This window comes from Arthrobacter sp. B2a2-09 (assembly GCF_027587375.1).
In the GTDB taxonomy this organism is placed as follows: domain Bacteria; phylum Actinomycetota; class Actinomycetes; order Actinomycetales; family Micrococcaceae; genus Arthrobacter.
The window spans coordinates 13,457-28,097 of sequence record NZ_JAMXIC010000005.1 but is presented as its reverse complement, the minus strand read 5'-3'; the positions used below and the strand labels follow the sequence as shown (position 1 = coordinate 28,097).

Here is a 14,641-nt window from a genome sequence, read left to right as displayed (position 1 = left end):
CGAAAGATCCCTCTGCTTCCTAGTAGGCAAATGCCAGGACGTCGTCGCTGTCGCCGGGCTGGCCCGGGGCGCCGGGGGTCCCGCCGTCGTCGTCCTTCTTTTCCTTCTTTTCGCTGCCGCGAGCCTCAGCGAGCTCCGGCATCGCGGACACCACGCCTCCGCGGGCGTATTTGACCAGCAGCCGGACTTCCACCACCAGCAGGACCGCGTAGATGGAGGCCAACACCACCAATGAGGTGATGAGCTCAGCGGCGGAGACGCCCGGTGAAACTGCCGCGGCCGTGAACATGAACACCTGGTCGACGCCGCTCGCGTCAGGATTGGGCGCGACGACGAACGGCTGCCGGCCCATTTCGGTGAAGATCCAGCCGGCGGCGTTGGCGCCGAAGGGAGCCAGGATGCCGAAGACTGCCAGGCGCATGATCCAGCGGGATTGCGGCACCATGCCCTTGCGAGTCACCCACAGGGCAAGCAACGCGGCAAGAGCGGCGATGCCTCCGAAGCCGATCATCATGCGGAAGCCCCAATAGGTCACTTCCATGACGGGTACGTACTGGATTTCCTGACCGGCCCGATCGCCGTACAGCGGATTGTTCGGTAGGTGGGTGCCGTACTTGGCCTTGTACTCGTCCAGGAGGCTGTTGACGCCCTTTACCTCTGTGTTGAAATCGCCCTTGGCCAGGAAGGAGAGGATGCCGGGGACCTCGATCACGGCCACGATGTCGTTGCAGTTCTTGGAGCCGAGGTTGCCGATACTCAGCACCGAGAATCCGGTGCCGTCGTGGCAGGCGGCCTCGGCCGCGGCCATCTTCATGGGCTGTTGTTCGAACATCAGTTTGCCCTGCAAATCGCCCGTGATGGCAGTGCCGGCGAAAGAAATCATGGCGACGACGGCGCCGATCCGCAGGGAGTTGATCCACACCTTGTAGTCGGCCTTGTCCCGTCCGGGAACGTTGGCTTCGCCCGCGATGGCCCGGCCGTCCGCTCCGACGGTGTCAATGCCATCGTGGCGGCGGCGCCAGAGGTGGTACCAGGCGATGCCCAGAAGGAACGCACCGGCGACGGCCAGCGCGCCGAAGAGCGTGTGAGGCACGGCCACCATGGCGGTGTTGTTGGTGAAGACCGCCCAGGCGTCCGTCATGACGGGACGCCCGTTGACCATCGTGACGCCGACGGGGTGCTGCATCCAGGAGTTGGCCACGATGATGAAGTAGGCCGAGAAGACCGAACCGATCACGGCGATCCAAAGGCAGGCGAGGTGGACACCGCGCTTGAGCTGCTTCCAGCCGAAGATCCACAGCCCCAGGAAGGTCGATTCCACAAAGAACGCCAGAAGCGCTTCCAAGGCCAGGGGCGCACCGAACACGTCGCCGACGAATCGGCTGTATTCGCTCCAGGCCATGCCGAATTGGAATTCCTGCACGATGCCCGTGGCCACGCCCATGATGAAGTTGATGAGGAAGAGCTTGCCCCAGAACTTGGTCATCCGCAGGTATTCAACCTTGCCGGTGCGGTACCAGAGGGTCTGGATGACGGCCACCACAAGCCCCAGCCCGATGGTCAGCGGCACCATCATGAAGTGGTAGACCGTGGTGATTCCAAATTGCCAGCGTGCGATTTCCAAGGCGTCCATGGCTGTCCTAATTTATCCGGCTGCCCGCTATGCGGCGTCCATTTTCTACGTTGCGTAGAAACTACTTCTTCTACACAGTGTAGAACAAACCCCTGCGATGTCCCCACCACTCTTCCAGTGGCGTAACAGTGCCGCAAGGACACGCCGCGCCGCATGTTCTACCTCACGTAGAATCGCCGCCTGAAAAGCGGTAGATTGAGGGTGGAATGTTGGATCATCGCACTTCCCCCAGCTCAAGCAAGGGGCAGGGAAGTGCGGAAAGTAGGGATGCATTGATGGCAAGTCTTGGCGAACTGGAACGGGCGGTCATGGATCTCCTCTGGGCGGGCCAGGAGGCTGCGACAGCCAACAAACTTCGTGATCTGCTGGCGCAGGATTCTGCCGCCACAGATGGCATTGCAGGACACCAAGGCAAGGACCTCGCAGTCACCACAGTGCTGACGGTCTTGTCCCGCCTTGAGAAGAAGGGCCTCGTGGAGCGCGAACGTGGCACCCGCCCGCACCGCTACCAGGCTGTTTCCAGCCGTGCCGACCACACGGCGGACCTCATGCATGAGGCCCTGGGCTCCGCCCCGGACCGCGAAGCCGTACTGGCACGGTTCATTGGTTCCGTGAGCGAGAGTGAAGCCGCCACGCTGCGCAAGCTGCTCGGCAAAAACTAACCACCCATGTTCTGGACCTCATATTTTCTGGCGGTCCTTGCTTTGGTGCTGGCTTGGCCAGTTCCGGTCCTCTTGTCGCGCGCCGAATGGCCGGCACGCGCACCCTTCATGGCCATGGTCCTCTGGCAAGCCATCGCACTCGCCGGTGGCCTGTCCATGATCGGAGCCATGCTCGTCTACGGGCTTGAGCCCATCGGCGACAACCTCATTGCAGGCCTGCGTTCCTTGGCCGGCATGGTGCTTCACAACGAGCCCACCACGGCGCTGGGCTTCTGGCACTTGTTCGCTTTGTCCGCCGCGGCGCTGCTGAGCGCCCATCTCGTGTTTACCCTGCTGCTCACCTACGTCAAGATCGAACGGCAGCGGCGGAGGCACCGCGAACTCCTCGCGCTACTAGCCTCACCGTCCGACGACGGCCCTGGCACGGTGGTCATCAACCACGAGTCCCCCGTTGCATACTGCTTGCCCGGCGGCGCAAGGTCGGTGACCGTACTGTCCGACGGCCTCATGGCCGCCCTGGAGCCTGCCGAGCTGAGGGCCGTGCTCATCCACGAAAATGCCCATCTCTCGCAACGCCACGACCTTCTTCTGTGGGCCTTCGCGGCGTGGCGCCAGGCACTGCCCTGGTTCCCCACCACGCGACTCGCCCAGGTGGCGGTCAACTCCCTGATCGAGATGCTCGCCGATGATGTGGCGCTGCGCACCGAGAGCAAGGGAACGCTCATCAAGGCGATCGCGATCGTGGCCAGCGGTTCCGCGCGTCCCGTGGAGCGATTCGGCCCTCCCGGAACAAGCGAGCGGGACTCTTCCCCCGAAGACAGCTCGCTGAGTGGCACCGGCGGCGCCGATTCCCCGCGCACGACGGCGTCGCGCGTCAGCCGGCTGCTCTCACCCAAGCCGCCACTTCCGGCAGCTCAGCGTGCCTTGGTCCTCGCAGCGTCGGCCATGTTGCTCGCGGTGCCGACAGGCCTGCTGATTGTGCCGGGTTTTCTGGGCTGAACGGGGCACGACAGGCCCGCCTAACCCAGGAACACCGGATCAGGCGTCGATGCGTTCCCGGTCCAGGTCCGCAGCGCCGGCAATAATGAAGTCCTTGCGCGGGGCGACGTCCGATCCCATCAGCAGGTCAAAGGTGTCCTCCGCCATCTTGGCGTTCTCGATCCCCACCTTGCGGAGGGTACGGTGGCGCGGATCCATGGTGGTCTCGGCGAGCTGCTCGGCGTCCATTTCACCCAGGCCCTTGTAGCGCTGGATCGGCTCTTTGTAGCGCTTGCCTTCCTTGGCGAGCCTGGCCAGCAGGACGTGCAGTTCGGCCTCCGAGTACGTGTAGATCATCTCGTTGGCCTTCTGGCCCGCGTTGACGACTTCCACCCTGTGCAGCGGCGGTACAGCCGCATATACCCGGCCCTCGTCGATCATCGGACGCATGTACCGGAAGAACAACGTGAGCAGCAGCGTGCGGATGTGCGCGCCGTCGACGTCTGCATCGGTCATCAGGATCACCTTGCCGTAACGGGCGGCGTCGATGTCGAAGCTCCGGCCCGAACCGGCACCCACTACCTGGATGAGGGCCGCGCACTCTGCGTTGGAGAGCATGTCCCCCACCGAGGCTTTCTGCACATTCAGGATCTTGCCACGGATCGGCAACAACGCTTGGAAGTCCGAGGAGCGCGCCAGCTTGGCGGTGCCAAGGGCAGAGTCACCTTCCACGATGAACAGCTCGGAGCGTCCGACGTCGTCCGTGCGGCAATCTGCCAGCTTGGTGGGCATCGACGACGTTTCCAGCGCATTCTTCCGGCGCTGTGTTTCCTTGTGGACGCGGGCTGAGATGCGGGACTTCATCTCGCTGACGATCTTCTCGAGCAGCAGGGCGGACTGGGCTTTGTCGTTGCGGTTCGCCGAGTTCAAGCGCGCCGTGATTTCTTCCTCGACCACCTTGGCAACGATCGCCCTGACAGCCGAAGTGCCCAGGATTTCCTTGGTCTGGCCCTCGAACTGGGGCTCTGCCAAGCGGACCGTCAGCACTGCCGTCAGGCCGGCCAGGATGTCGTCCTTCTCAATCTTGTCGTTGCCCGCTTTGAGCTTGCGTGCGTTCGTTTCCACGGCCTTGCGGAAGGTCTTCAGGAGTGCCAGCTCGAAGCCTGCCTGGTGCGTGCCGCCCTTAGGCGTGGCGATGATATTGACGAAGCTTCGCATGGTGGTTTCGTAGCCGATCCCCCAGCGCAGCGCGATGTCCACTTCACAATCGCGTTCCACTTCGGCGATCTTGCTGTGCCCGTTTTCGTCAAGGACCGGAACGGTCTCCTTGAACTTGCCCGCACCGTGGAGCCGCCAAATATCAGTGACGCCCGAATCCGCGGCGAGGAAGTCGACGAACTCGGAAATGCCGCCGTCGTGATGGAAGATCTCTTGGTGCGGCCCGTTTTCGCCGGGCGTACCGGGGAGCCGGCGCTCATCGCAGACGGTGAGCTTGAGGCCCGGAACAAGGAAGGACGTTTGGCGGGCGCGCGCCGCGAGATCCTCGAGGGAAAACTTCGCGTCCGGGGTGAAGATTTGCCGGTCTGCCCAGTAGCGGATGCGGGTACCGGTAACGCCCCGTTTGGCTTTTCCGACGACGTCGAGCACCGAGCCTTCGACGAACGGTTCGAATACCGACGTCGGGCTGGGCTTCGAACCGATGTCCTTGAATCGTCCGGGCTCGCCCCGGCGGAAAGACATCTGGTAGGTCTTGCCGCCGCGGTCCACCTGCACGTCAAGACGGGCAGAGAGCGCGTTCACCACGGACGCGCCAACGCCGTGCAAACCGCCGGAAGCCGTGTAGGAGCCGCCACCGAACTTTCCGCCTGCGTGCAGTTTGGTGAAGACAACTTCGACGCCGGTGAGCCCGGTCTTGGGTTCCAGGTCCACCGGGATGCCGCGGCCGTCGTCGTGGATTTCCACCGAATTGTCCGCGTGCAGGATGATCTGGATGTCGTGCCCGAAGCCCGCCAGCGCTTCGTCCACTGAGTTGTCGATGATCTCCCACAGGCAGTGCATGAGCCCGCGTGAGTCGGTGGAGCCGATGTACATGCCCGGACGCTTGCGGACCGCCTCCAGGCCTTCCAAGACTGAAAGGTGCCGGGCGTTGTATTCAGAACTCGGTGCCACGGGCGGGGCGCTCCTTCGGGGGTGTAACAGAGGCAAAAAACACTCCTCCTAGGCTAGCCGCCCCGAAGCCAAGACGAGCGCTGCCACTCCCAAATCGTGCTGGACGCCACTTCCCGGTGTTACGAACATGTGATACGCGGACAGCGAACGTGACCCATCCTTGCCATGGTTTTGCTTCGAATGCTGGTTATATGGATACACAGAACTACTAAGGAGGCCGACCATGACAACAGCAGTTGCAGACCGCACACTCAATGCACTCGACCGGTGCGATCGTTGCGGAGCCCAGGCATATGTCCGCGTTGTACTCGAGTCCTCCGGCGGTGAGCTGCTCTTCTGCGGCCACCACGCACGTGCAGTTGAGGCCACGCTGCGGCCGATGACCTCGGACTGGCATGACGAGACGGCTCGCCTTCAGGAGAAGGAACCCGTCCTGGCCGACTAGCCATCACTGGCTGGCCCCAGCGGCCCGGCTGACAAAATTTCACAGAGACACCAAGGCCCCTTCCGGACGGAGGGGGCCTTGGTGCGTTAAGCGATGCCTCCCGTGCCTAGGCGATGCCTGCGTCCCGGCGCGGTCTTTCCTGCCTGGCTCGGGCTACGTCGGCAGCGATCTCCTTTTGCCCTTGGGCATCAAGCCCGGCCACGACCCCATCGATGTCCCTGTCGGGCCGGTTCTGGCTCAGTTTGGCCTTCGCTTCGATTCGGCTGATCACCAGCTCGATGCCAACGATGGCACGCAACTGGCCGGAGACGTAGCGGTCCGGCGCGTCGTCCACGGACCACGGCCGCTCGGAACGGGCTTCGTTGAGGTCGGTGAGCCGCCTGACATGGTTCCCGAGCCACACCGCATCATCATGGACGGCAAGCTTGCCGTATACGTGCGCCGTGGAGTAGTTCCACGTCGGGACGACGCGTCCATGCTCTTCCTTCGATGCGTACCAGGAAGGCGAGATGTAGGCGTCCGCGCCCTGGATGATCACGAGTGAATCTCCGATCGCCGGCTCGGACCATTGGGAGTTGCTTCGGGCGAGGTGTCCGTGGAGCGCGCCGTGTGCACCGATCGAGGGATCGTAGATGAGCGGCAGGAAAGTCGCGAGGAGGCCCTGCGACGTCATCGTGACCAGATTTGCCGCACCTGGCCGTGTCAGGAGGTCACGGATGTCGTCAGGACCGGCTGCGAAATGCGCTGGAATGTACATGCGATCTATTCTTCCTACTTTTGTGACGGGCGGTCTTGGTGTTGTTGGTCCTCAGCGACCCTGTTCCGCGGGCTGCGGATTGAGTCGGACCCGGACGGCGACGCCTGCGCAAACGATGACGGCCAGGCCGCCGACGATCGTGGTCCAGCCCAGGGATTCGCCGAGCAGCAACCCCGCCCAGCAAATGCTCAGCACGGGCTGGATCAGCTGTACCTGGCTGACCCTGGCCATGGGGCCGATGGCGAGGCCCCGGTACCAGGCGAAGAAGCCGAAGAACATGCTGACGATTCCGAGGTATCCAAACGCAGCCCACTGGACCGGTGAGGCTGACGGTGGCTGCTGGGACATGGAGAGTGCTGTCAGGCCGGCCATCAACGGCAATGCCAGGACGAGCGCCCAAGATACGGTCTGCCATGCGCCGAGTTCGCGTGCGAGCAGGCCACCTTCCGCGTAACCGATGGCCGCAGCAATGACAGCACCGAGGAGCAGCACATCCGCCCAGTTAAGTTGCCCGAGCGCACCCGACTGCGCTGGTTGGCCGGGCTGGGCTGGTTGGCCGGGCTGCGCCATGGCGAAAGCTATGGCCACAACGGCACCGACGGCTGTGACCAGCCAGAAAGCGATCGGCGGATGCTCACGCCCGCGGAGGACTGCCGCAGTTGCCGTCGCTGCAGGGAGCAGGGCGATGACGACGGCACCGTGGCTGGCCGGCGCCGTCGTGAGTGCGAATGAGGTGAGTAGCGGGAAGCCCACAACAATCCCGGCGGCGACCACAGCGAGCCGCGCCCATTGCCTACCTCGGGGAAGGCGCTGCCTGGTGAGCGCGAGGGCGAATGCCGCGAGTATCGCCGCGACGACGGCACGGCCGGAGCCGATGAACAGGGGCGACAGGCCACCAACCGCCACTCGGGTGAAGGGAACAGTGAACGAGAACGCCGCTACTCCGAGGAGGCCCCACCAAAGGCCCGTGGCTGTTCGGGACGGTATCACTGGGCGAACAAGCGTAGTAGCGCTACTATTGTCTCTCATGAACAACGATAGCAGTTCTCGAATTGCGATGCGACTGCGGGAATGGATCGCCGGTGCGGCCCCGGGATCCCGGCTACCGTCCACCCGGTCACTGGTCGCCGAGTACCAGGCCAGCCCCGTGACGGTGCAGAAAGCCTTGCAAGCGCTCACTTCGCAGGGCCTGATCGAGAGCCGGCCCGGCGTCGGCACCTTCGTGCGGGCCGTCCGGACAGCACGCCCCTCGGATTACGGCTGGCAAACTGCAGCGCTGCGTGCACCGCAGGCCCCTCCCCGCTCAGCCCCCACCACAATGCGCGACACGTCGAACGCCACTATTGCCTTCCACTCCGGATACCCGGACCGGGAACTCCTCCCGGAGCGGCTTGTGCGGGCCGCTCTCGCCCGGGCGGCCCGGGGTGACGCTGCCTTGTCCCGGCCTCCGGCGCCGGGGCTTCCCGAGTTGCAGTCCTGGTTCGCGCACGAACTCGGCAACGCGACGCCGGCCGGACTCACCCCGCCAACACCGAGCGACGTCATCGTGCTGCCAGGAAGCCAAGGCGGCCTCAGCTCCATCTTCACCGCGTTGGTGGGCCACGGGCAGCCGCTGCTCATGGAATCCCCGAGCTACTGGGGAGCCATCCTGGCCGCGACGCAAGCCGGAGTCCGCATCGTCCCGGTGCCCAGCGGGCCGGATGGGCCGGACCCCGAAGAATTAGCCAGGGCCTTTGAGGAGACGGGCGCACGGCTGTTCTACGCCCAACCGAACTTTGCCAACCCCACTGGAGCGCAATGGTCCGCCCGTCGGGGCGAAGAAGTCCTGGACGTCGTCCGGGAGTACGGCGCGTTCCTCGTTGAGGACGACTGGGCCCACGACTTCGGCATCACTTCGGCCCCCGTTCCCATCGCCGCACGTGACGACTCCGGCCACGTGGTCTATCTACGCTCCCTCACGAAAAGCGTTTCGCCTGCCATCCGCGTTGCCGCCGTCATCGCGCGCGGCCCCGCCCGCGAACGAATCCTTGCGGACCGCGCGGCCGAATCGATGTATGTCAGCGGATTGCTGCAGGCTGCGGCACTCGATGTCGTCACCCAGCCGGCCTGGCAGACGCATCTGCGCAGCCTCCGCCATCAGCTCCAGTCACGCCGAGACCTCCTTGTCTCAAGCCTGCGCGAGCACGCCCCCCGGGCCCACCTCAGCCTCATCCCCCAGGGAGGGCTGAACCTCTGGGCACGCTTGCCCGACGGGACGGACCTCGAAAGGCTGACCCGTGACTGCGAGAGCGCCGGGGTGATGATCGCTGTCGGTACCGAGTGGTTCCCGGCCGAACCGGCGGGTCCGTTCATCCGGCTCAACTACGCAGGACCCAACCCCTCCGCCTTCCCGGAAGGTGCCCGCATCCTCGGCCAGGCACTCGAGCGGAACAGCCCCTAGATGCAAAAAGTGGACCCCTGGGAAATCCGGGGGTCCACTTTTTGACGGGCTGTGCCTGTTAGGGCAGGGCGTCCATTGCTTTAGTCAAGGTAGTCGCGCAGAACCTGCGACCGCGAGGGGTGGCGCAGCTTGGACATCGTCTTCGATTCGATCTGACGGATGCGTTCGCGGGTGACTCCATAGACCTTGCCGATTTCGTCTAAAGTCTTCGGCTGGCCGTCGGTAAGGCCGAAGCGCATCGCGACGACGCCTGCTTCACGCTCGGACAGGGTGTCAAGCACCGAGTGCAACTGTTCCTGGAGGAGGGTGAAGCTCACGGCGTCAGCTGGTACAACGGCTTCGGAGTCCTCGATGAGGTCGCCGAATTCGGAGTCGCCGTCTTCGCCAAGCGGGGTGTGCAGCGAGATGGGCTCGCGGCCGTACTTCTGGACTTCAACGACCTTCTCGGGAGTCATGTCCAGTTCGAGGGCCAGTTCCTCAGGCGTAGGTTCGCGTCCAAGGTCCTGCAGCATTTGGCGCTGGACGCGTGCCAGCTTGTTGATGACTTCCACCATGTGCACCGGAATGCGGATGGTGCGGGCCTGGTCCGCCATGGCGCGGGTGATGGCCTGGCGGATCCACCACGTGGCGTAAGTGGAGAACTTGAAGCCCTTGGTGTAGTCGAACTTCTCCACTGCACGGATCAGGCCCAGGTTGCCTTCCTGGATGAGGTCCAGGAACAGCATGCCGCGGCCCGTGTAGCGCTTGGCCAGGGAGACCACGAGGCGCAGGTTGGCTTCGAGCAGGTGGTTCTTGGCCCTCTTGCCGTCATGGATGATGAACTCGAGCTCACGCTTGAGCTTCGGGTCCATGGAGCCGTCATCAGCGTTGATCTTCTCTTCGGCGAAGAGGCCGGCTTCAATGCGGAGCGCAAGGTCTACTTCCTGCTCCGCGTTCAGCAGGGCAACCTTGCCGATCTGCTTCAGATAGTCCTTGACGGGGTCGGCCGTCGCGCCGGCAGACATGACCTGCTGGACCGGTGCATCGTCGTCGTCGGCATCCGAGTAGACAAAACCGGAACCGGTCGCGGCAGGCTTCTTGCCCTCTTCGCCTTCTTCGACTTCCTCCGTGAGCTCTGCTTCGTCGGGAGCGGCGGCGTCAAAATCCTCGACTTCTTCGGAGTCCTCGTCGGCGCCGGCGGACTTGTTGGCTGCTTCGGCAGCGGCCTTGGCGCCGGGCTTGGGCCCGCGCTTCTTGGGTGCCGGCTTCTCTGCACCTGCAGTCGAAGCATTGGCAGTACGCGTTGCCGCACGCGTCGTAGCTGTAGCCGCCTTCTTTTCTTCGGCGGACAGTTCGGCCAGGGCGGCGGGTTCCTTCTCAGCGGAAGACGGGGTCACAGAAAACCTTTCTAGCGGCGGTCTGTGGAATCACCATAGGGGCAACACCACTATGACCCTGTCAAGTCCGCTGTAACATCAAGTGCCATCGCCGACCGCAGAGTCTTTAGGTAAAACTCCCGACGGCGCCTTAATGTTCCCTGAATTCAGGGGACGTTTACGGCACTTGAAACACGGACCCAACCGGGTCTCGGCAACCATTGTCTCACGGTTTTGGATTCCGGGGGTCGATATCCGCTACCGTGCGGACAATTACGTGCCGCACGGATTTCCCGCAATGTCACGCTACGGAGTCGCCTCATGGCTTCGCGTCACGCCGCCCCCTCACCGAACTTCCGCCACGCGGACGACTTGCTTTTGGCCCAGCCGCACACGGTGCCGCGCCGCACCACCTCGGCAAGTAGTTCCGCGAGTCGATAGCCCTGTTGTTCAGCGTCCGCCTGCGAAAGGAGTTCGGCGGCGAACGAACCGCTCCCCCGGCACCACTGAATCCATCCCCGGATCGTAAGCGTTGCAGCACGTGCCTCCCCACCGCCGTGCCGGGAGAGCATCGCCAGAACCTGGTCCAGGCTCGTCAACCGCTTCCAGTCGGGGTTCTCCGGGTAGAGGCCAAGCAGCACGTCTCCGTAGCTCAAGGCACTGACATCCGTGGCTGCAGTCCGCGATTCCCTGGCTCCGGCGGCCCCCTTCCCTTCTGGCGGCTTACGTCCTGCTGGCGGCGGGGAATGGAGACCGGGCGGAATGTCCAAGGGATCCCCTTCGTCGCCCTCATGGCCAAAGAAGCGGAAGGCCTCCGCACCGCCGCAGGCGACTGCCTTCCCCGCAGCCGCCAGAACCACCACGGCGTCGCGCCATGCAGGAACCCGCAGGCTAGCCCGGAGGAACGCCGCAGCCTCGTCGTCAAATTCGTCTGGATGGCTGGAATCGAGGACCCTCGTCCACACATCCAGCATTTCTTCGAACGCCTTCCTGCTCCGCCACCGCCGGAGCAACTCCTCAAGCATGGCGCCTTCCGCACGCATGAATTCCGGATCGAGGACCGGCTCGTCACCCGGCCCCGGCAACCGTGGCGATTCCCTGACATTGCTCCCCCTGAACACCATTTCCGCGTTGAGCCGGCTGTCCAGGATCTGGTCCACGGGACGCCCGGGAAGAGGACAGCATTCCAGATCGGTGCAAAACGCGCTTCGCCAGTAGTCCGAGCCAATGAACCAGGCATCCCGCAGCGCCAAGCCACGGCGGGCCAGGACGAGGTCCAGGGCCTCCAGCAGCGGCAGCTGGCCTCCCACAACGCCGGCGTCGTCCCAACCGTCGTCGCTGAAGACTGCCAAAAGTACGCCGTCAGCGTCATGGTCCGCTTCCAGATACTCACCGATCCTCCGTGAGTACGCGGCGAGCACGTGTTCGGATCTCTCAGGCGGAAGGTCCACGCGGAGGGTGGCGCCAAGCGTCAGCCCGCGCAGGGTGATGGCCACGAGGCTCTCCTTCGGCCAGAGTCCCAAGGCGTGGGGAATGAAGCCGAGGATGTCCTCGGGCCGGGAGATGGTCACACGGTTGTCTGCTGTCATGAATCCAGCATCGGCATCAATAATGGGAGACGGCAGGCCTCAATTGCCCTATGTGGACAAAGGTTTCAGTAAGCGCCTGTGGAGGAACACCGCCGCTCCAGGGCCACGGCGTGGAGCCCTACTGCTTCGCGAGCCGTTCGCGGCGCAATTCCACGCGGCGCCGTCGCTGGTTTGCCAGCGACACGAGGAGCGGGGGGACGTGTACGCCCTGGGCCGCCATCTGGCGGCGTACTTTGCGACGGGTCATGACGATCAAAACCGTACCCACGAGCAGGAACAGGAACTGCACGCTCAAGGCGATGCGGAAGGACGCCAGGCCGTACAGCTCCCCGCCCGAGAAACCGCTGGTGTGGAGGATGTCGAGGATGAGCCCTACCAAATAGATCGTCAGGAGCGCCGCGACGAAGCCGCCCACGTTGACGATGCCCGTGGCAGTACCGATCCTGTGGGAAGGGTTGAATGTCCGGGCAAAATCGAAGCCGATCATGGACCCGGGGCCACCGATGGCCAGGGCGACCACCAACAAGGCCAGCAACCAGAGGGGCGCCCTGCTCGGCAACAGCAGAACCGCAGCCCATGCAAGTGCGGTAGCCGCCGTAATCAGGAGGACCATGGCCGAGCGCCGCATCGGGTGCCTCGCCACGAAGGTTCCAAACAAAGGCCCCACGAGAATGCTGGTGACCACGAAGAGTCCCATCAAGGCGGACACGGTGGCAGCGTTCAGGCCCTGCGCCGATACCAGGAACGGGTAGCCCCAGGACATGGCGAAGACGTTCCCGCTGAACTGGACAGTGAAGTGGCACCAAAGCCCCAAGCGCGTCCCGGGCTGCCGCCATGCACGCGCCAGGGTCACACCCGTGGCGCGTAGCCCTTGGCCGCTCTCCCGGGGCGGATGGCCCGGCGGAACGTCCCTAAGCAAGGCGAGGACAAGGACGACGGCGAGCGCAGACAACGAGCTCAATGCGAGGAACGCCGTATTCCAGCCTGCCGAATGAAGGACCAGCGCGAACGGCACCACACTGATGAGCTGGCCGAGCTGGCCCGACATTCCCGTCAGCTGGGTGACGAGCGGAACCCGTGCCGGCGCGAACCAGATCGGCACGAGGCGGATCACGGAGACAAAGGTCATGGCGTCGCCGGCGCCGACGAGCACCCGGCCGAGCACGCCGGCCGGAACGGCGTCTGCATAAGCCAACTGGAGTTGCCCGAGGCCCATGAGCACGGCACCGCTGGCAATCATCGCGCGCGAGCCAAAGCGGTCAACCAGGAGCCCGACCGGTATCTGGAGGCCAGCGTAGACCAGCAGCTGAAGCACCGTGAAGAAGGAAATAGCCGCTGCGCTGGCATGGAACCGTTCGGTAGCCTCCAGTCCGGACACACCAAAGGATGTGCGCTGGGCAACTGCCACGAGGTAGGCAAGCACCCCTATCGTCCAAATGAGCCAGGCGCGGGGTGCGTTCACCCTTCCATTATGCCCGGGGCTGCATTAAAGCTGCTTTATGGGCGCGCATCTTTACGTGCGAGATACGCCTCAACCGCCGCTCCCAGGTCCTCGGCGTTGGGCAGTTCGTCGTTCTCGTCGGCGAGCAGGGAACGGCGGACTGTCCCCTCGGCCTTGTCGTCATAACGGGACTCCAGCTTTGAAACCACCTGCTGGACGTCCTCGGATGCTTCCACCTGTTCGGCGATCTGCCTGCCCACTTCCCTGCCGGCCTCACGAAGGCGGTCCGTCGGCAGCATGAGGGATGTGGCAGCCCCCAGGTATTCAAGTCCCGCCACCGCTGCCGGCGGGTACTCGGCATCCGCCAGGTAGTGCGGAACGTGGATGACGTATCCAGCCACTTTCCGCCCGGCTTCGATCAGCCGCAATTCCAGGATGTGGCCAATGGCCGCAGGAACTTCGACAGTCGGCTTCCAGGTGGAAATGCCCTCGATGAGCTCCGGACGGTTTCCGTGCACCGTTACGCCGACCGGCCGGGTGTGCGGGACCGGCATGGGAATGGAGTGGATCCAGGTGACCAGGTTAACGTCGAGTTTTTCCACGATCCCGACGACGGCGCGCGAGAAACGCTCCCACTGGAGGTCAGGTTCAAAACCGGCAAGCAGCAGGAATGGCTCGCCTAAGCCGTCATTCAGCTTGTAGAGCGCCAGTTGAGGGGCTTTGTAGTCCTCCAGATGGTCTTCGACAAAGCTGATGTGGGGACGGCGCGTGCGGTAGTCGATGAGCTGGTCGGCGTCGAACACAGCCACGGTTTCGACTTCGAGTGTATCGAGCAGTTCCCTGTTGATCTGCTGGACCACGTGGCCGGCATCAGCGAATCCCGTGAAGCCCATCAGCATGTTGAGGCCCCTGATATCCGGGCTGTGGAAGAGCTCGATGTTGCTCGCGTAGAGCGACTCGGGGTCAAGGAGTGAGCCGGAAATCCGTTCAAACACGGCATGTTCCTTTCGCAGTTTCAAGTTTCAGGAGGAGCAGGCGGCTGCACACCGCGGCAGTTGCCTCGGCGGCCGGCCACGCTCCATGTATTGGTACAACGCCTCGAACCGGCCACGCATTCCTGTCGGCCGTTGTGCTGCAACTCTCATTTAATTGCTTTCCGGCGCGGCAGACAG

The 14,641-nt window shown here is 63.9% G+C and carries 12 protein-coding genes; 4 read left to right on the top strand and 8 right to left on the bottom strand.

Going from position 1 to position 14,641, the window contains the following annotated elements; genetic code table 11:
- Positions 1-19 precede the first annotated feature (19 nt).
- Complete coding sequence (locus NFJ07_RS07100; protein ID WP_269993421.1) at positions 20-1,633, bottom strand: cytochrome ubiquinol oxidase subunit I; 1,614 nt, start codon at positions 1,631-1,633, stop codon at positions 20-22.
- Positions 1,634-1,908: 275 nt separating this feature from the next.
- Between NFJ07_RS07100 and NFJ07_RS07095 the strand changes: the two genes are divergently transcribed.
- The gene (locus NFJ07_RS07095; RefSeq protein ID WP_078105520.1) at positions 1,909-2,295 is read left to right on the top strand and encodes a BlaI/MecI/CopY family transcriptional regulator; all 387 of its coding nucleotides are present in this window, start codon (positions 1,909-1,911) and stop codon (positions 2,293-2,295) included.
- 6 nt (positions 2,296-2,301) lie between these two features.
- Positions 2,302-3,294, top strand: a complete 993-nt coding sequence (locus NFJ07_RS07090; protein ID WP_269993420.1) for a M56 family metallopeptidase — start codon at positions 2,302-2,304, stop codon at positions 3,292-3,294.
- 39 nt (positions 3,295-3,333) lie between these two features.
- Here NFJ07_RS07090 and NFJ07_RS07085 read toward each other — a convergent pair whose 3' ends face one another.
- Positions 3,334-5,442 carry a DNA gyrase/topoisomerase IV subunit B gene (locus NFJ07_RS07085; protein WP_269993419.1) on the bottom strand — a complete coding sequence of 703 codons (2,109 nt, stop codon included), beginning with the start codon at positions 5,440-5,442 and terminating at the stop codon, positions 3,334-3,336.
- A 223-nt stretch (positions 5,443-5,665) separates the two neighbouring features.
- On the opposite strand from NFJ07_RS07085, the gene NFJ07_RS07080 reads away from it, so the two are divergent.
- Positions 5,666-5,887 carry a DUF7455 domain-containing protein gene (locus NFJ07_RS07080; protein WP_059389114.1) on the top strand — a complete coding sequence of 74 codons (222 nt, stop codon included), beginning with the start codon at positions 5,666-5,668 and terminating at the stop codon, positions 5,885-5,887.
- Positions 5,888-5,993: 106 nt separating this feature from the next.
- Here the strand turns inward: NFJ07_RS07080 and NFJ07_RS07075 are convergent, their stop codons facing one another.
- Both NFJ07_RS07075 and NFJ07_RS07070 read right to left on the bottom strand, forming a co-directional pair.
- On the bottom strand, positions 5,994-6,644 hold the full coding sequence (locus NFJ07_RS07075) for an FMN-binding negative transcriptional regulator (RefSeq protein ID WP_269993418.1): 651 nt from the start codon (positions 6,642-6,644) through the stop codon (positions 5,994-5,996).
- A gap of 51 nt (positions 6,645-6,695) precedes the next feature.
- Positions 6,696-7,673 (bottom strand): DMT family transporter, encoded by a 978-nt coding sequence (locus NFJ07_RS07070; RefSeq protein ID WP_269993417.1) that lies wholly within the window; start codon positions 7,671-7,673, stop codon positions 6,696-6,698.
- On the opposite strand from NFJ07_RS07070, the gene NFJ07_RS07065 reads away from it, so the two are divergent.
- The gene (locus tag NFJ07_RS07065; RefSeq protein WP_269993416.1) at positions 7,672-9,084 is read left to right on the top strand and encodes an aminotransferase-like domain-containing protein; all 1,413 of its coding nucleotides are present in this window, start codon (positions 7,672-7,674) and stop codon (positions 9,082-9,084) included. The genes NFJ07_RS07070 and NFJ07_RS07065 overlap by 2 nt on opposite strands.
- Positions 9,085-9,164: 80 nt before the next feature.
- On the opposite strand, the gene NFJ07_RS07060 is transcribed toward NFJ07_RS07065, so the two are convergent.
- The 4 genes from NFJ07_RS07060 to NFJ07_RS07045 all read right to left on the bottom strand — a co-directional run bounded on the left by NFJ07_RS07060 (position 9,165) and on the right by NFJ07_RS07045 (position 14,464).
- Complete coding sequence (locus NFJ07_RS07060) at positions 9,165-10,460, bottom strand: RNA polymerase sigma factor (RefSeq protein ID WP_269993415.1); 1,296 nt, start codon at positions 10,458-10,460, stop codon at positions 9,165-9,167.
- A gap of 311 nt (positions 10,461-10,771) precedes the next feature.
- Entirely contained in the window at positions 10,772-12,028 is a 1,257-nt protein-coding gene (locus NFJ07_RS07055; RefSeq protein WP_269993414.1) for a DUF4192 domain-containing protein, read from the bottom strand.
- Between the two features lie 118 nt (positions 12,029-12,146).
- Positions 12,147-13,490 (bottom strand): MFS transporter, encoded by a 1,344-nt coding sequence (locus tag NFJ07_RS07050; protein ID WP_269993413.1) that lies wholly within the window; start codon positions 13,488-13,490, stop codon positions 12,147-12,149.
- Between the two features lie 35 nt (positions 13,491-13,525).
- Positions 13,526-14,464 carry a proteasome assembly chaperone family protein gene (locus NFJ07_RS07045; RefSeq protein WP_269993412.1) on the bottom strand — a complete coding sequence of 313 codons (939 nt, stop codon included), beginning with the start codon at positions 14,462-14,464 and terminating at the stop codon, positions 13,526-13,528.
- Positions 14,465-14,641 lie beyond the last annotated feature (177 nt).

Bases quoted from the DNA above. Each gene is read 5' to 3' on its own strand.
- NFJ07_RS07100 (WP_269993421.1), bottom strand. From the start codon at position 1,633: ATGGACGCCTTGGAAATCGCACGCTGGCAATTTGGAATCACCACGGTC.
- NFJ07_RS07095 (WP_078105520.1), top strand. From the start codon at position 1,909: ATGGCAAGTCTTGGCGAACTGGAACGGGCGGTCATGGATCTCCTCTGG.
- NFJ07_RS07090 (WP_269993420.1), top strand. From the start codon at position 2,302: ATGTTCTGGACCTCATATTTTCTGGCGGTCCTTGCTTTGGTGCTGGCT.
- NFJ07_RS07080 (WP_059389114.1), top strand. From the start codon at position 5,666: ATGACAACAGCAGTTGCAGACCGCACACTCAATGCACTCGACCGGTGC.
- NFJ07_RS07075 (WP_269993418.1), bottom strand. From the start codon at position 6,644: ATGTACATTCCAGCGCATTTCGCAGCCGGTCCTGACGACATCCGTGAC.
- NFJ07_RS07065 (WP_269993416.1), top strand. From the start codon at position 7,672: ATGAACAACGATAGCAGTTCTCGAATTGCGATGCGACTGCGGGAATGG.
- NFJ07_RS07070 (WP_269993417.1), bottom strand. From the start codon at position 7,673: ATGAGAGACAATAGTAGCGCTACTACGCTTGTTCGCCCAGTGATACCG.
- NFJ07_RS07055 (WP_269993414.1), bottom strand. From the start codon at position 12,028: ATGACAGCAGACAACCGTGTGACCATCTCCCGGCCCGAGGACATCCTC.